Source organism: Nonomuraea sp. LPB2021202275-12-8, assembly GCF_037044575.1.
Lineage (GTDB): Bacteria > Actinomycetota > Actinomycetes > Streptosporangiales > Streptosporangiaceae > Nonomuraea.
In genome coordinates, this window is sequence record NZ_JBAHWD010000012.1 from 143,012 (window position 1) to 159,362 (window position 16,351).

Here is a 16,351-nt window from a genome sequence, read left to right on the forward strand (position 1 = left end):
TCTCAGGCCTTGTTCTTGTTCTTGGGTTTCTTGTTCGGCTTGTCCGCGGCCTGCTTGCCGCCCCCGGACGGGTCCACCTGGCCGGGTCGCGCGTCGTCATCCTTCTTCGGCTTCTCCGACTTGGTCGGCGGCGGTTGCGTCGCCCTGGTGGGGGTGGGCTTGCTGGACTCGGGCCGGGTCTTCTCCGCCGAAGGCTTGGTGGGGGCGCCGGCTTCGGAGCGGCGCGGAGAGGCGTACCCGGTGGGGGGCGGGTAGTCCTGCCGCACGCCCGTGCGGGCCGACGGCGGGACGCTCGTCTGAGGGCCGGGGCTCTTGGGGCTCGTCGTGCGGGTGGAGCTGGGCGAGTGCACCACCGCCGGCACTGTCGGTGGTGAGCCGGTCTCCGCGGGCCGGTTCGACCACCATGCCGCGCCGCCCGTCACCAGCGCCATCATGAGCGTGCCCGCCCCCAGGGCGAGCAGCGGCGGCCTGCGCCTGCCCGGCTGCGCTTCCGGGATCGGCATGGGGGCGGGCACGGGGATCGGCACTGGCCCGGTGGCCTCCGGCGCGCCGCCCGTGATGATCGCGGACAGCCGCTGCTCGGCCTCCTCCAGCGACATCCGCTCGGCCGGGTCCTTGCGCAGCAGTCCGAGCAGGACCGGCCCGAGCACTCCCGCGCGGGCCAGCGGGGCGGGCTCGGCGTGCATGACCGCGCCCAGCGTGGCCAGGGCGTTCGCGCGGTGAAAGGGGGAGTGGCCCTCGACGGCGACGTACAGCGTCACGCCCAGCGCCCACAGGTCGGAGGCGGGCTGCGCCTGCCCGCCCGCCGCCCGCTCCGGCGCCATGAAGGCGGGCGTGCCGATGAGCATCCCCGTCTTGGTGACAGGGGCCTCGTCCTCCGTGGTGGCGATGCCGAAGTCGGTGAGCACCGCCCGTCCGTCCTTGGTCAGCAGCACGTTGTCGGGTTTGACGTCCCGGTGCAGGACGCCCGCCGCGTGGGCCGCGCGCAGCGCCTCCAGAAGCTGCAGCCCGATGTGCGCGACCTCCGCGGGGGACATCGGACCGTCGTCGCGCACCAGCTCGCCGAGCGTCCGGGAGCGAACGAGCTGCATGACGATCCACGGGTGACCGTGCTCCTCGAGCACGTCGTACACGGCGGCGACGCCGGGATGGGCGACCCGGCCCGCCGCCCTGGCCTCGCGGAAGGTGCGCACGGTGAAGATCTCGCGTTCCGGTTCTGTCAGGCCGGGGGGCGGGAGGATCTCCTTGAGCGCCACGTCGCGGCCGAGCACCTCGTCGTGGGCCTGCCAGACGGTGCCCATGCCGCCCCGGCCGATCGTCCTCACCAACCGGTAGCGGCCTCCAACTATCCCCACAGAATCGGACATGTGGGCCGACTACCCGAGAAAGACTCGGACAAGCGCGGTAGTGGCGGCGGCCGCGGCCAGGACGACCAGAAACGGAGCCCGCAGCAGCAGCGCGGCCACGGCGGCGGCCAGTCCGGCGGTGCGGGCCAGGTCGAAGGCGAGCGCGCCCTGGTGGGTGAACATCTGCACGGCGATGAGCGCCGCCAGCAGTGCCACCGGCACCAGCTCGGCGAAGCGGCGCACCACGGGATGGTCGAGTATCTGGCGCGGAGCCGCGAGCCCGGCCAGCTTGAGCGCGTAGCAGCCGGCGCACACCGCCGCGATGGCCCACCACAGCGTCATCGCACCATCACCACCAGCACGGCCAGCGCCGACAGCAGTACGGGTACACCCGGCGGGAAGAACGGGGTGGCCAGCAGCGCGATCGCCGCGCCGCCCACCGCCAGCCAGCGCAGCTCCGCGCTGGCCACCAGGCGCGGCCACAGGATGGCCAGGAACGTCGCCGGCCCCACCACGTCCAGCCCCAGCATGCCGGGATCACCCAGGAACGAGGTGCCGAGCGCGCCCGCCAGCGTGGTGAGGTTCCAGGTCACGTAGATGGTGGCGAACGTGGTCGCGAAGCCGGCCCGGGCCGCCTCCGGGGTCGGCTGGGCGAGGGCCACCGCGGTCGTCTCGTCGATCACGCCGTGCGCGGCCACCAGCTTGCGCGGCCCGCCCACCTTCAGCAGGTCGGCCAGGCGCAGCCCGTACAGCGTGTTGCGGCCGCCGAGCAGCAGCGCGCCCGAGGCGGCCGAGACCAGGTCTCCGCCCGCGCCCACCGCGCCGGCCAGCGCGAACTGCGAGGCGCCGGTGAACGCCAGCAGGCTCAGCACGCACGCCTGCGGCACGCTCAGGCCCGCGGTGATGGCCGCGGCGCCGAAGGCGACTCCGGACAGCCCCACAGCCAGGCCCACACCCAGACCGTCCCGGATGGCGGCGGAACGATATGTCGTCGGTTCCATGTCATACGAGGGTATGTGCCGCTCAGGCGTGATTCTTGTACGTTCCTGCGGCACGTTGGTAGGCGGCGGGCGGGACGCCGACGATGCGCTTGAAGTGCCGGCTCAGGTGCGCCTGATCGGTGAAGCCGACCTCGGCGGCCACCTGTGCGGGACGTACCCCCGACCGCAGGAGGTGGCGGGCCCGCCGCACCCGCAGCGAGGTGAGGTAGGCGTGCGGCGGCAGGCCGGTCGCCTCCTTGAACGCGCGCAGCAGCGGGAACGGCCTGGCCCTGACGGCCTGCGCCAGATCATCCAGCGTCGGCGGGTCGACCAGGCTCTCGTGCAGCAGGTCCAGCGCCGCCCGTACCGCCCGCTTACCCTCCGGGGCGAGCACCACGGCCGGGCGCGGCGCGGCGTAGCGGGTCAGCAGCCGCGCGAACAGCGTCCTGGTCATCGTGGACGCGGCCAGGTCGTCGCCCCGCTCGGTCGCCTGGTGGGCGCTGTCCATCAGCGCCGCCACCGCCGGATCGCGCACCACCTGCTCGGGGAAGTGCGGAGTCCCGTACGTCAGGCCGAGCTCGGCCGCGACCCCGCCCATCGCCCCCACCGACGGGTAGAGCATGCGGTACGCCCAGCCGCCCGCCGTCCCCGCCTGACCGGTGTGCACGGAGTCGGGGTTGACCAGCACCATCTCGCCCGTGCCCGCCCTGTGCACGGTGCCGCGGTAGTCGAACTCCTCCACGCCGCCGATGATGAGGCCGATCGCGTAGCCCTCGTGCACGTGGCGGGAGAAGCGGTGGGTGACGTAGCGGGCCTTGAGCAGGTCGACCTCCGGCACCGCGGGGTGCTGCCAGAACCGCGCCCGCTCCTTCGCGCTGTCACCGCTCACGGGGACCCGGCCGCCGGCTGGAAGGTCTCCACGAAGGTGTCGAAGTAGTGCCTGTCCCGCTCCCACCGGGAGTGCGGTGCCTCCCAGTAGAGGGCGAAGGGGCGGCCGTCGGCGGTGCGGAAACCGCGGTTGATCACGTGGATCAGCGTGCCTCCGTTCGGCCTGGTGAACTCCCAGTCGGCCGCCGCCTGTCCGAGGTAGCGCACCGGGCGGATGCCGATCCGCCGGTAGCCGGGGAACTCGCCCTTGTCCTTGATCTCCTGCTCCAGCGCCCGCCAGTGTTGCACGGCGCTGGTCCACGGCTTGTCGGGGACGGTCCACTCGACGATCATCCGGCCGGTGGTGCCGGGGCCCGACAGGGTGACGCTGTCCCGGCTGGGATGCTTGGCGACGCGCCAGCCGCGCGGCACCGCGATCGAGAAACGCCCGGCGGTGTTCCGGTGCGCGCGCCAGCCCTCGGGGAGCTGCCTTCCGGTTGGCTGCCCACTGGGCTGCCGGGTTGGCTGCCGGGTTGGCTGCACGGTTGGCTGCCCGGTGGGCGCCCGCGTGGGTTCTGTCGTGGGCTCCGCGGGCGGCGCGGCGGGGCCGGCGTCGCCCGTGCGCGGCGTGGCCGTGAACCAGGTGGCGAGCAGCGCGCCGCCCGCGCCCAGCACCATCACCGCGGCGGCGGCCGCTGCCAGCGTGACCCATCGGCGCCGGCCGCGCGGCCGGGGCAGCGTGACCGGGACCGTGCCGTCTGCCGGGGCGGCGGCCTTGGCCAGCAGCTCGGCGGCCTGAGCGGCGGACATCCTGGTCGCCGGATCGCGCTTCAGCAGCCCGACGATCACCGGCGTGAGCGCCCCGGCCCTGCGCGGCGGCGCCAGGGGATCGCGCAGCACCGCCGCCACCGTGGCCGCCCACGAGTCGCGCCGGAACGGAGGCTCGCCCTCGGCCGCCGCGTAGAGCGTCGCGCCCAGCGACCACAGATCCGACTCGGGCCTGGCGGGCTCGCCGTTGAGCCGCTCCGGCGGCATGTAGGCGGGCGTGCCCACCAGGCCGCCCGTCGCCGTCAGACCGGCCTCGGCCTCCAGCGAGGCGATCCCGAAGTCGGTCAGCACCACCCGGCCGTCGTCGGCGAGCAGCACGTTCTCGGGCTTGACGTCGCGGTGCAGCACCCCGGTGGCGTGCGCCGCCCGCAGCGCGTCGAGCACGCGGGCGCCGACCGTCGCCACCTGCTGCACCGGCAGCGGCCCGCGCTCGCGGATCACCTCGGCCAGCGACCGGGAGCGGACGAGCTGCATGACGATCCACGGCCGGCCGTCCTCCTCGACGACGTCGTGGATGACGATCACCGAAGGGTGGTCGAGGCGGCCGGCCGCCCTGGCCTCCCTGATGGTCCTGCCGTTGAGCTCGGCCCGCTTGGCCTCACCCACGCCGGTGTAGCGGACCTCCTTGATCGCGACAGTCCGGTCGAGCAGCTCGTCGTAGGCACGCCAGACCACGCCCATGCCGCCCTCGCCGAGGGGCTCGATGAGGCGGTAGCGGTTGCCGACCTGCCTGTCCACGCACGCAGCCTACTGGTCGGGTTTGAAGGTGGCGCAGAACGTCTCGAAGTAGTGGTAGTCCTGCTTCCACCGGCTGTTGAGGTTGTGCCAGTAGATCGAGTAACCGCGCCCGTTGTCGGTGATGAAGCCCCGGTTGCGGACCCTGGTCTCACCCGTGTTGGTCTTCCACGTGAAGTCCCAGTCGGCGGCCGCCTTCTGATAGTCGACCTCCTTGATGCCGAGCAGTTTGTAGCCGCCGAAGTTGTACTTGGCGGTCTTCTCCTGCTTCTTCCAGTCCTTCTCGGGGTCGGAGCCGGGGTTGTACGACCTGTCGACGGACATGAACGCGTTGGAGGCGGCGCCGGGGCCGCGGAAGAAGACCTGGGTGCCCTCGCGCTTGTATTCCTTCCAGCCCTTGGGCAGCCCGATGGTGAAGTCGAGCTTCTTGTCCTTGTACAGCTTCCAGTCCTTGGGCAGGGCGGTCTCCTTCTCGTCGTCCTTCTCCGACTCCGTCGGAGTGGGCGTCGGCGACGAGGAGGGCGAGGCGGTCTGCGACGGGCTGGCCGTGGCGCTGGGGGCGGACGACGAGGGCGACTGCGGCGGTGTGGCCGTGCTGACCGCCGCGGTCCGCTGGCCGTCGGTGGGCTCGTCCTCGGGGGTCGAGCGGAGCCCGAGATAACCGCCGACCGCCGCCACCAGCACGACCGCGGCCACCGCCGCGATGACCGGCACGGCCTGCCGCCTGTCCGAGCCGCCCGAGGCCACGGTCGGCCTGTCACCCGGCGGCGGGGGCTCCAGGGACCCCGGAGTGAGCCGCAGTCCGGTCTCCGGCGGGGACGCCGGCGCGGCGGCCGGCCGGACGGCCGGGGGGGCCGCCAGGTCGGGGTCCGTCGGCATGTCGTCCTCGATCGGCTCCTGCACCCGCGTCACCGTCAGCGCGGACGGCTCGGCGAGCCGGGGGCGGGGCCGGGTGATGACCTGGCGCAGCAGCTGCGCTGTCTCCTCGTACGACAGACGCTGGACCGGCTCCTTGGCCAGCAGCCCGTCGATCACCGGCGCGAGCGGCCCCGCGTGCTTGGCCGGGTCCGGCTCGTCCGTCAGCACCGCGTGCATGGTCGCCAGCGCCATGCCGCGCTCGTGCGGGGACCGGCCTTCCACGGCCGTGTAGAGGGTCGCGCCAAGCGACCACAGGTCCGACTCGCGCCTGGCCGGCAGCCCCTTGAGGCGCTCCGGCGCGATGAACGCGGGGGTGCCCGCCAGACCCGTCACCGTCAGCTGCGTCTCGGTCTCCAGTGTGGCGATGCCGAAGTCGGTCAGCACCACCCGGCCGTCGTCGGCGAGGAGCACGTTCTCGGGCTTGACGTCGCGGTGCAGCACACCGGACTCGTGCGCGCGCTGCAGCGCGTCGAGCACGGCCAGGCCGATCTCGGCCACCCGCTTCGGCGGCAGCGGCCCGTCCTGCTTGATCACCGTCCCCAGGGAACGTGACTGGACGAGTTGCATGACGATCCAGGGACGGCCGTCCTCTTCGATCACGTCGTGTACGACGATCACGTTGGGATGCTCGAACCTGGCCGCGGCTCTCGCCTCGCGCATCGTGCGCCGGTTCAGCAGCTGTACCTCGTCTCCCAGAGCGGCGGCATAGCGGACTTCCTTGACCGCGACGATGCGGTCGAGGAGCTCGTCATGGGCTCGCCAGACGATGCCCATGCCACCCTTGCCAATAGGCTCCTGCAGCTGGTAACGACCGGCGATGCGGCGTCCGTCCTGCTTGCGATCCGACATCAACGGCCTCAAACCCTCCCTCTAGGCCAAGAAATACTCCCATAGCGAGGGATCAACGGCGACTCGCCGCAAGGACAGTCCATCATGCGAGAAGCATGTCCAGCAGGTGGAGGGCAGGTGTAAAGTTCAGACATGACTTGTCGCTACGCGTTTATCGAGCCGGCTCCGGGAGGGCCGGTCGTCAGCTAGCGACCACCTGGAGTCGGCAAGGGCAGAGACGCCTCGTCTCTGCCCTTTTGGTTTTTCGCCGGCTCGAGGGGGCCGGCGAAGTGGGGAGCCGAGATGTCATCGACCTTGGAACGGCACGTGGTCACGCTGGGCGCACACCGCGTCGGCGAGGGGCCGGCCGTGGTGATCAGCGATCGGATGAGCCTGCGCGAGCACCGTGGCGGCGCCCGCGAGTTCCCGCGCGAGGGGGTCACGCTGGCCGAGCCGGCCGGCGCGGACGACCTGCCCCTGATCGCCGCGCGGGCCCGCGGCGTGGTGATCGGAGCGGCCTGGACGCGGGACATCCCGCTGGTGCGCGCGGTGGCCGCGCTGGGGCTGCCGGTGGTGGTGGAACGCCGCCCATCGGCCACGCTGGAGGAGTGGCTGGGCGTGGCCGGCTACTGCGCCGCGGAGGGCAACGACCAGGTGATCCTCTGCGAGCGCTCGGACCTGGGACTGCTGCGGGCCGCCAGGGCCGCTTCCGGCCGCCCCGTCCTCGCCGACGTGTCCGGGGACATCGGCCTCTGCGCGGCCGCGGTCGCGGCCGGCGCGGACGGGCTCATCGTGGACGGGCTCATCGTGGACGGCTCCCAGGCGGACCGCCGGGAGGCGGAGGAGGCCGTGACACTCGTCGGCGCCCTGCTCCGCCCCGAGACCCCCGCCACGCTGCCCGACTGCAGGCAGGCCATCGACCGCGTCGACGCCGCCCTGGCCACCCTGCTGGAGCGCCGGGTCGCCCTGGCGGGCACCGTGCAGCGGCTCAAGCCGGTCGGCGGCTTCGCGGGCCGCGACCTGACCCGCGAGCGGGCACTGGTGGCCAGGATGGCCCAGCGCGCTCCCGAGCTGGGCGAGACGCACCTGGCGCCCATCATGAACGCGATCATCGAGGCCGGCCTGCACCTGGCCGAGGAGCGTGCCACCCGATGACCGCGCCGTGAACCGGGCCGGCCCGGTGCCTCACTCGGCGGGACTGACGGCCGTCCCGCCGAGCGCCGCGGCGGCGGCCCGCCGCCTCCTGAGCACCATCCAGCCGAACGCGATCGCCGCCGCCAGGGCCGGGGCCAGGTAGAAGGCCACCCGCTGGTCGGCGTCCGCGAACGGCATCAGCAGCACCACCAGCGCCAGGAAGGCCAGGGTCAGCCAGTTCGTGTACGGCGTGCCCGGCATCGGGAACGTCGAGCGATGACCCGACCTGCGCAGCCGCAGCTGGCAGTAGACCAGCGTGCCCCAGGTGGTGATCACGCCGAGCGAGGCGACGGCGGTGGCGATGTTGAAGGCCCGTTCCGGCAGGAAGTAGAACAGCGCCACGCCACCCAGGAACATGGCGGCGGTGAACACGATGCCGCCGATCGGCACGTGCCTGGAGCTGAGCGTGCCGGTGAAGCGCGGCGCCTCGCTGTTGCGGGCCATCGACCGCAGGATGCGCCCGGTCGCGTACAGACCCGAGTTGCACGAGGACATCGCGGCGGTGATCACGACGAGGTTCATCGCGTCGGCCGCCCACGGCACGCCCATGCCGGCGAAGACCGTCACGAACGGCGAGGTCCCCGCCTCGTACGCGGTCCACGGCAGCACCATCGACAGCAGCACCACCGAACCCACGTAGAAGACCGCGATGCGCCATACCACGCCGTTGATCGCCTTCGGCATGACCTCGTGCGGCCTGGCCGTCTCGCCCGCGGTTATGCCGACCAGCTCGATGGAGGCGTACGCGAACACCACCGACTGCAGGCTCATCAGCACCAGCGGGAACCCGGTGGGGAAGAAGCCGCCGTGCGTGACGAGGTTCTGCGGTCCGGCCTGGCCCACCGAGAAGACCACCAGCACCAGCCCGACCACCAGGAAGGTGACGATGGCCAGCACCTTCAGCATGGCGAACCAGAACTCCAGCTCGCCGAAGAGCTTCACCGACAGCAGGTTCACCACCAGCACGAAGCCCAGTGCCAGCAGCGCCGTCACCCACTGGGGGAAGGCGGGCGCCCAGTAGTGGACGTAGGTGGCGATCGCCGTCAGCTCCGCGATGCCGGTGAACGCCCAGTTGATCCAGTACATCCAGCCGCTGGCGAACGCCGCCCACGGCCCGACGAACTCGCCGGCGTACTCGACGAAGGAGCCCGAGGCGGGCCGGTAGAGGACCAGCTCGCCGAGCGCCCGCATGACGAAGAACGCGGCGATCCCGGCGGCGGCGTACGACAGGACGAGCGCGGGGCCCGCGGCGGCGAGCCGGCCGCCCGCGCCGAGGAACAGCCCCACTCCGATCGCCCCGCCGATGGCGATCATCTGGACCTGCCGGTTGCCCAGCGCGTGCTGGTAGCCCTCGTCGGTCTGCGTGCGCACCCCGTGTCTCCTTCGTCACTTTCTGTGACATCGACGATATCGGTGCTACCGGCCGAAACCGGGCCGGCACGCCGTCCTTTACCGCACCCGAAGTGTCGGTGGGGACCACTAGAGTCGGAGCGCACACCACACGTTCAGACCGGAGGCGCCGCTCCATGTCGTCCAGCGACTCGTTCGTCCATCTGCATGTGCACACCGAATACTCCATGCTCGACGGGGCCGCGCGCCTCAAGCAGATGTTCAAACAGGTCGGCGACCTGGGCATGCCGGCGATCGCCATCACCGACCACGGCAACATGCACGGCGCCTACGACTTCTACCGGCAGGCGACCGCCGCCGGAATCAAGCCGGTGATCGGGATCGAGGCCTACGTCGCCCCCGAGCTGCGCCACAACAAGAAGCCGGTGCTGTGGGGCGAGCCGCACCAGAAGAGGGACGACGTCTCCGCGGGCGGCTACTACACCCACATGACGATCTGGGCGCGCAACAAGACCGGCCTGCACAACCTGATGAAGCTGTCCTCGCGCGCCTACACCGAGGGATTCGTGCGCAAGTGGGCGCGGATGGACGCCGACATCCTGGCCGAGCACGCCGACGGCCTGATGGCCACCACCGGGTGCCCGTCGGGCGAGGTGCAGACGAGGCTCCGGCTCGGGCAGTACGACGAGGCGGTCAAGGCCGCGGCGAAATACCAGGAGATCTTCGGCAAGGACAACTTCTTCCTGGAGATCATGGACCACGGCCTCGACATCGAGCGCCGGGTCCGCGACGGGCTGACCAGGATCAGCAAAGAGCTCTCGATCCCGCCGCTGGTCACCAACGACTCGCACTACACCTACGAGTCCGACTCGGCCTCCCACGACGCCCTGCTGTGCATCCAGACCGGCAAGCAGCTGTCCGACCCCGACCGGTTCCGTTTCGACGGCAGCGGCTACTACATCAAGAACGCCGACGAGATGCGCGCGGTCGACTCCTCCGACCTGTGGGCGGAGGGCTGCCGCAACACGCTCCTGGTGGCCGAGAAGGTCGATTTGACCGGGTTCTTCGAGTTCAAGAACCTCATGCCCACCTACCCGATCCCCGAGGGGATGACCGAGCAGGACTTCTTCCGCAGGACGGTCTGGGAGGGCATGGACCGCCGCTGGCCGGAGGGCTACGACGACGAGCACCGCAGGCAGGCCGAGTACGAGATCGGCATCATCGAGCAGATGGGCTTCCCGAGCTACTTCCTGGTGGTCGCCGACTTCATCACCTGGGCGAAGGCCAACGGAGTGCGCGTCGGCCCGGGCCGAGGCTCGGCGGCCGGCTCGCTGGTGGCCTACGCGATGGGCATCACCGACCTCGACCCGCTGCCGCACGGCCTGATCTTCGAGCGGTTCCTCAACCCCGACCGCGTCTCCATGCCCGACGTCGACATCGACTTCGACGACCGCAGGCGGGCCGACGTGATCCGCTACGTGACCGAGAAGTGGGGCGCCGACAAGGTCGCCATGATCGCCACCTTCGGCACCATCAAGGCGAAGGCCGCCATCAAGGACGCCGGCCGCGTCCTCGGCTATCCCTACGCGCTCGGCGACAAGGTGTCCAAGGCGTTCCCGCCCGCGGTGATGGGCAAGGACATCCCGCTGGCGGGCATCTTCGACAAGGACCATCCCCGCTACAGCGAGGCGGGCGAGCTGCGCAAGCTCTACGAGGAGGACGTCGACGTCAAGGCGACGATGGACCTCGGCAAGGGGCTGGAGGGCCTGATCAGGCAGACCGGCGTGCACGCCGCCGGCGTGATCATGTCGGCCGAGGTGATCACCGACCACATCCCGATCATGCGCCGCGACTCCGACGGCGCGATCATCACGCAGTTCGACTATCCGACCTGCGAGACGCTCGGCCTGCTGAAGATGGACTTCCTGGGCCTGCGCAACCTCACCATCATGGACGACTGCCTCAAGATGATCGAGGCCAACTCCGGTGAGCAGATCGACCTGCTCAAGCTGCCGCTCGACGACCGCAAGACCTACGAGCTGCTCGGCCGGGGCGACACGCTGGGCGTGTTCCAGCTCGACGGCGGCGGCATGCGCTCGCTGCTGCGGCTGATGAAGCCCGACCACTTCGAGGACATCTCGGCCGTCGGCGCCCTCTACCGCCCCGGCCCGATGGGCGCCGACTCCCACACCAACTACGCCCTGCGCAAGAACGGCCTGCAGGAGATCACCCCGATCCATCCGGAGTTCCTGGAGTCGCTCGCCGAGATCCTCAACACGACCTACGGCCTGATCGTCTATCAGGAGCAGGTCATGGCCATCGCGCAGAAGGTCGCCGGCTTCTCGCTCGGCAAAGCCGACCTGCTGCGCCGCGCGATGGGCAAGAAGAAGAAGTCGGAGCTGGACAAGCAGTTCGAGTCGTTCGAGGCCGGCATGAAGGCCAACGGCTACTCCGCCGAGGCGGTCAAGACGCTGTGGGACATCCTGCTGCCGTTCTCCGACTACGCCTTCAACAAGGCCCACTCGGCGGCCTACGGTCTGATCTCCTACTGGACGGCCTACCTCAAGGCCAACTATCCGGCCGCCTACATGGCCGCGCTGCTGTCGAGCGTCAAGGACGACAAGGACAAGTCGGCCCTCTACCTCAACGAGTGCCGCCGCATGGGGATCAAGGTGTTCCCGCCGGACGTCAACGACTCCGACTTCGACTTCACCCCGCGCGGCACCGACATCCGCTTCGGCCTGTCGGCGATCCGCAACGTGGGCGGCAACGTGGTCGACGGCATCATCGCGGCCCGCAGGGAGAAGGGCCGCTTCGCCGACTTCAAGGACTTCCTGCGCAAGGTGCCGGCGATCGTGTGCAACAAGCGCGTCATCGAGTCCCTGGCCAAGGCGGGCGCGTTCGACGCGCACGGACACGTGCGCAAGGGCCTGGTCATGGTGCACGAGCAGGCCGTCGACGCGATCATCGACATCAAGAAGAACGAGGCCATCGGCCAGGACTCGCTGTTCGGCGCCATCGAGGGCGGCGAGGACCAGACCTTCGACGTGCAGATCCCGCCGGGGGAGTGGGACAAGAACACCTTGCTCCAGTTCGAGCGGGAGATGCTCGGCCTGTACGTGTCGGACCACCCGCTGTTCGGCGTCGAGCACATCCTGGCCTCCGGCGCCGACTGCTCCATCGCCGCCGTCCAGGACGAGAGCCGCTCCGACGGGCATGTGGTCACGCTCGGCGGCATCCTGAGCGGCGTCCAGCGCAAGGTCACCAAGAAGGGTGACACCTGGGTGCTGACCCAGCTGGAGGACCTCGAAGGCGCCATCGAGGTGATGATCTTCCCGTCGGCCTACCAGCTCTGCTCGACGATCCTGGCCGAGGACGCGATCGTCTTCGTCAAGGGGCGCATCGACAAGCGCGAGGACGTCGCCAAGATCATCGCGATGGAGGTGACGGCGCCCGACCTGACCCAGGAGGCGGGCGGGCCACTGCTGGTGAGCCTGCCGCTGACCAGGTGCACGCCGCCGGTGGTCGGCCGGCTGAAGGAGATCCTCAGCACCCACCCGGGCACCTCCGAGGTCCACCTGCAGGTCCACAACGGGCCGAAGACCACCGTGATGCGCGTGGACGACCGGCTCCGGGTGGCGCAGTCGCCGGCGCTGATGGGCGATCTCAAGGAGCTCCTCGGCCCGGCCTGCCTCGGCGCCTGACCCCCGCCAGGTCCGGCCTGCCCGGGCGCCCCTGCCCGCCAGGTCCGGCATGTCCGGCCGCCCTGCCGGGTGAGTCCGGCAGGTTCGGCCTGCTCGGGAGTGCAGGCCCGCCCGTGTGCGTCGGCACTGGCCGGGAGTGCCGGCCGGGCCGCGGGCGGCGGAGTTCGCCCAGGCGGGGCCGGTCGGGTGGGCAGACCTCGCCGTCGTGGGGCGCGAGCGGGTGCGGCAGGATCGCAGGGTGACCGAACTGTATTTCCAGACCGCCGCGGAGCTGGCGCACCTGATCGGGACGAGGCAGGTCAGCGCGGTCGAGGTGCTGCAGGCACACCTCGACCGCATCGAGCGGGTCAATCCCCGGGTGAACGCGATCGTGACGCTGGCGGCCGAGCAGGCGATGGACGCCGCCAAGGCCGCCGACGACGCCACAGTCACCGGCACGGTCGCCGCCACCGGGCAGGCGCCGGGGCCTCTGCACGGGGTGCCGGTGGCGCACAAAGACCTGACGGACACCGCCGGGATCCGGACAACGTACGGATCGCCGCTCTTTTCCGGAAATATCCCGGAAAAGGATGACGTGATCGTTCAGCGGCTGAAGCAGGCCGGGGCGATCAGTGTGGGCAAGACCAACACGCCCGAGTTCGGCACCGGTTCGCACACGGTCAACGAGGTGTTCGGGGTGACCCGCAACCCCTACGACCTGTCGAAGTCCGCCGGCGGGAGCAGCGGCGGGGCGGCGGCGGCGCTGGCCTGCGGGATGGTGCCGCTCGCCGACGGCTCGGACATGGGCGGTTCGCTGCGCAACCCGGCCTCGTTCTGCAATGTGGTGGGCCTGCGGCCGACGCCCGGCCGGGTGCCGAGCCCGTCGGAGACCGCCGCCTGGTACACCCTGTCGGTGCAGGGACCGATGGCGCGGACGGTCGAGGACCTGACGCTGATGATGTCGGTCGTTTCGGGATTCGACCCGAGGTCCCCGTACTCGATCAAGGAGGACTTCGCCGCGGACCCAGAGGAGGGCGTGGCGGGGCTGCGCGTCGCGTGGAGTCCCGACCTGGGCGGGCTGCCGGTGGACGCAGACACCGCGGCGGTCACCGCGACGGCGCCCGGCGTGTTCGAGCGGCTCGGCGCCCGCGTCGAGCGGGTGGACCTCGACCTGGCCGAGGCCGAGGACGCCTTCCGCACCTACCGCGCCTGGTTCTACGCGCTGTCGTTCGGCGAGCTGGAGGGGCTCGGCGCCAACACCGCCTGGAACGTCGAGCAGGGCCGCAAGGTCACCGGCGCCGACCTGGCCAGGGCGGAGCAGGCGCGCAGCCGCCTCTACCAGCGGATGGCGGCCTTCTTCGACACCTACGACGTGCTGATCGCGCCGGTCAGCCAGGTGCCGCCGTTCCCCGTCGAGCACCCGTACGTCAGCGAGATCAACGGCGTCCGGCTCCCGGACTACCTGGCGTGGATGCGGTCGGCGTACTGGGTGAGCGTCCTGCACGCGCCGGCGGCGTCGGTCCCGGCGGGATTCACGCCGTCGGGGCTGCCCGTCGGGGTGCAGATCATCGGACGTCCGTTCGCCGACGCTCGCGTGCTGCGGGTGGCCGGCGCGTTCGAGCGGGCCACCCGGTTCGGCGGCCGCCGCCCGCCGCTCTAGTCACCCTCGCGCGCGGGCGGTGGATCTCCGATCCGGTACGGGTCCGCCGGCGCTCGCGGGTCGATCCCGTACGGCCTGCGCATGGGCGACTCGCGATAGCCGTGCATGCCTTCGAGCAGGCCGAACAGGCCCACCGCGAGTAGCGGCCAGGACACCAGGACGCCCTTGGCCGTCAGCCCGAGCGGCCCGGCGACAAGGGTGACGCCGGGCGCGGCCGACGCCTCGATCGTGGTGACGCCGAGCGTGAACGTGGTGCCTGCCCAGAGTGTCAGGAACGAGCCGAGCACCCCGCCGGCGCACAGGCCCAGCAGCGTCGGGAGCTGGCGGCGGCGGCTCAGGAACCAGGCCAGCGCGCCGCAGGCCAGCCCGAGCCCGCCGGTGATCGTGGCGAACCAGCCGTCGGCGGCGATCAGCGTCTGCGTGGAGGGGTCGGCGAGCACCGAAGCCTTCTCGGTGAGCTGGTAGGGCGGCCGGGGCGACAGGGCGGACCAGAGCAGCCCGGCCGGGATCCCCAGGGCGGCGAGTGAGAGAACGGTGATCGCGAATGCGCGAACTTCTCTCGCCACGCCACTCCCCTTCGCGTCTTGGTCCGAACCAGATCGATGGTATCTCCCGGTTAGGCTCACTTCGTGATTGAAGAGAAGGTCTGGCTCATCGAACCCTCCGGCCCCCTCCGAGGCGACGTCGTCGTGCGCGGGTCCAAGAACGGCGTGTCCAAGCACATGGTGGCCGCCATGCTGGGCAGCGGCGAGAGCAGCATCCACAACGCCCCCGAGGTGGGCGAGGTCGGCATCACCGCCGACATGCTGAGAGCGCTGGGCATCAACGTGGAGATCGGCCGGACGGAGATCCGCATCGAACAGGGCCCGGAGATCAGGCCACGCGTGCCTGACGCCTTCACCGGGCTGAACCGCATTCCGATCCTCATGCTCGGCCCGCTGCTGCACCTGGCGGGGGAGGCGTTCGTGCCGCTGGTGGGCGGCGACCCGATCGGCCGGCGGCCGGTCAACTTCCACGTCGAGGCTCTGCGCGCGATGGGCGCCGAGGTCGAGGTAGGCGACACCGGCATCTACGCCAAGGCCAAGCGGCTGAACGGCGCCCGGCTGGAGCTGCCGTACCCGAGCGTGGGCGCGACGGAGACGATCCTGATGTCGGCGGTGCTGGCCGAGGGCAAGACCGTGGTGAAGAACGCCGCGATGGAGCCCGAGGTGGTGGAGCTGGCGCTGTTCCTGCAGCGGATGGGCGCCAGGATCGAGCTGTCGCCCGACCGCAGGATCGTCATCGAGGGCGTCGAGCGGCTGCGCGGCGCGTCCACGTGGCTGGCGGGTGACCGCATCGAGGCGTTCTCCTACCTGGCCGCGGGCCTGATCACGGGCGGCGAGGTGCGGGTGCACGGCTGCCCGCAGGACCGGCTCGTCACCGCGATCACCACGCTGGCCAGGATGGGCGCCCAGTTCCAGATCAACGACGAGTATCTGTGCGCGACCGCCCCGCCCGAGGGCCTGCGCTCGGCTGCCGTGCAGACCGACACCCATCCCGGGTTCATGACCGACTGGCAGACGCCGCTGATGGTGCTGTTCACGCAGAGCCAGGGCATGTCCGTGCTGCACGAGACGGTCTTCGAGAATCGCCTGGTGTACGTGCCCGCGCTGCAGACCATGGGCTGCGAGATCGAGGTGTTCGACCAGTGCCTCGGAGGTCCGGCCTGCCGCTATCACGACACCAACGCCAGGCATTCGGCGGTGGTGCGGGGCGTGTCGCGGCTCAGGGGAGCCGATGTGACGCTGCCGGACATCAGGGCGGGGTTCTCCGCGGTGCTGGCCGCCGCGGTGGCCGACGGCCAGTCCACGCTGCGCGGGGTGCACCACATCGAACGCGGCTACCACCGGCCGTTCGAGCAGTTCGAGTCGCTTGGTCTGAACATCCGAAGAGGACGGTAAAGAGTTAAGAATGGGGCGTTTG

The 16,351-nt window shown here is 71.0% G+C and carries 12 protein-coding genes; 4 read left to right on the forward strand and 8 right to left on the reverse strand.

All coding sequences use genetic code 11. The annotated features are described in order from the left end of the window. Positions 1 to 2: 2 nt before the first annotated feature. The 6 genes from V5E28_RS23240 to V5E28_RS23265 are packed head-to-tail and all read right to left on the reverse strand — an operon-like array spanning position 3 to position 6,523. Entirely contained in the window at positions 3 to 1,325 is a 1,323-nt protein-coding gene (locus V5E28_RS23240) for a protein kinase domain-containing protein (protein WP_336209138.1), read from the reverse strand. Positions 1,326 to 1,376: 51 nt separating this feature from the next. Continuing rightward, positions 1,377 to 1,688 (reverse strand): AzlD domain-containing protein, encoded by a 312-nt coding sequence (locus tag V5E28_RS23245; protein ID WP_336209139.1) that lies wholly within the window; start codon positions 1,686 to 1,688, stop codon positions 1,377 to 1,379. Continuing rightward, positions 1,685 to 2,347, reverse strand: coding sequence for an AzlC family ABC transporter permease (locus tag V5E28_RS23250; RefSeq protein ID WP_336209140.1), 663 nt, complete (start codon positions 2,345 to 2,347; stop codon positions 1,685 to 1,687). Before V5E28_RS23250 ends, V5E28_RS23245 begins: the two co-directional genes overlap by 4 nt. A 22-nt stretch (positions 2,348 to 2,369) precedes the next feature. After that, positions 2,370 to 3,215 (reverse strand): AraC family transcriptional regulator, encoded by an 846-nt coding sequence (locus V5E28_RS23255; protein ID WP_336209141.1) that lies wholly within the window; start codon positions 3,213 to 3,215, stop codon positions 2,370 to 2,372. Further along, positions 3,212 to 4,759 carry a protein kinase domain-containing protein gene (locus V5E28_RS23260; RefSeq protein ID WP_336209142.1) on the reverse strand — a complete coding sequence of 516 codons (1,548 nt, stop codon included), beginning with the start codon at positions 4,757 to 4,759 and terminating at the stop codon, positions 3,212 to 3,214. The genes V5E28_RS23255 and V5E28_RS23260 overlap by 4 nt, the downstream gene beginning before the upstream one ends. Before the next feature lie 9 nt (positions 4,760 to 4,768). Beyond that, positions 4,769 to 6,523: a serine/threonine-protein kinase gene (locus tag V5E28_RS23265; RefSeq protein WP_336209143.1), complete on the reverse strand. Its 1,755-nt coding sequence runs from the start codon at positions 6,521 to 6,523 to the stop codon at positions 4,769 to 4,771. A gap of 282 nt (positions 6,524 to 6,805) precedes the next feature. Between V5E28_RS23265 and V5E28_RS23270 the strand changes: the two genes are divergently transcribed. Next, positions 6,806 to 7,657 (forward strand): bifunctional 3-deoxy-7-phosphoheptulonate synthase/chorismate mutase type II, encoded by an 852-nt coding sequence (locus tag V5E28_RS23270; protein WP_336209144.1) that lies wholly within the window; start codon positions 6,806 to 6,808, stop codon positions 7,655 to 7,657. Between the two features lie 30 nt (positions 7,658 to 7,687). Here V5E28_RS23270 and V5E28_RS23275 read toward each other — a convergent pair whose 3' ends face one another. Further along, the gene (locus tag V5E28_RS23275; protein ID WP_336209145.1) at positions 7,688 to 9,067 is read right to left on the reverse strand and encodes an amino acid permease; all 1,380 of its coding nucleotides are present in this window, start codon (positions 9,065 to 9,067) and stop codon (positions 7,688 to 7,690) included. Between the two features lie 155 nt (positions 9,068 to 9,222). Between V5E28_RS23275 and dnaE the strand changes: the two genes are divergently transcribed. Together dnaE and V5E28_RS23285 are read left to right on the forward strand one after the other, a co-directional pair. After that, on the forward strand, positions 9,223 to 12,750 hold the full coding sequence (gene dnaE / locus V5E28_RS23280; RefSeq protein ID WP_336209146.1) for a DNA polymerase III subunit alpha: 3,528 nt from the start codon (positions 9,223 to 9,225) through the stop codon (positions 12,748 to 12,750). A gap of 115 nt (positions 12,751 to 12,865) precedes the next feature. After that, positions 12,866 to 14,389: an amidase gene (locus tag V5E28_RS23285; RefSeq protein ID WP_336209147.1), complete on the forward strand. Its 1,524-nt coding sequence runs from the start codon at positions 12,866 to 12,868 to the stop codon at positions 14,387 to 14,389. Here V5E28_RS23285 and V5E28_RS23290 read toward each other — a convergent pair. Beyond that, positions 14,386 to 14,955, reverse strand: coding sequence for a hypothetical protein (locus V5E28_RS23290; RefSeq protein WP_336209148.1), 570 nt, complete (start codon positions 14,953 to 14,955; stop codon positions 14,386 to 14,388). The two genes, V5E28_RS23285 and V5E28_RS23290, sit on opposite strands and share 4 nt — an antisense overlap. Positions 14,956 to 15,018: 63 nt before the next feature. Between V5E28_RS23290 and murA the strand changes: the two genes are divergently transcribed. Next, the gene (gene murA / locus V5E28_RS23295; protein WP_336209149.1) at positions 15,019 to 16,329 is read left to right on the forward strand and encodes a UDP-N-acetylglucosamine 1-carboxyvinyltransferase; all 1,311 of its coding nucleotides are present in this window, start codon (positions 15,019 to 15,021) and stop codon (positions 16,327 to 16,329) included. The last annotated feature ends 22 nt before the right edge of the window (positions 16,330 to 16,351 follow it).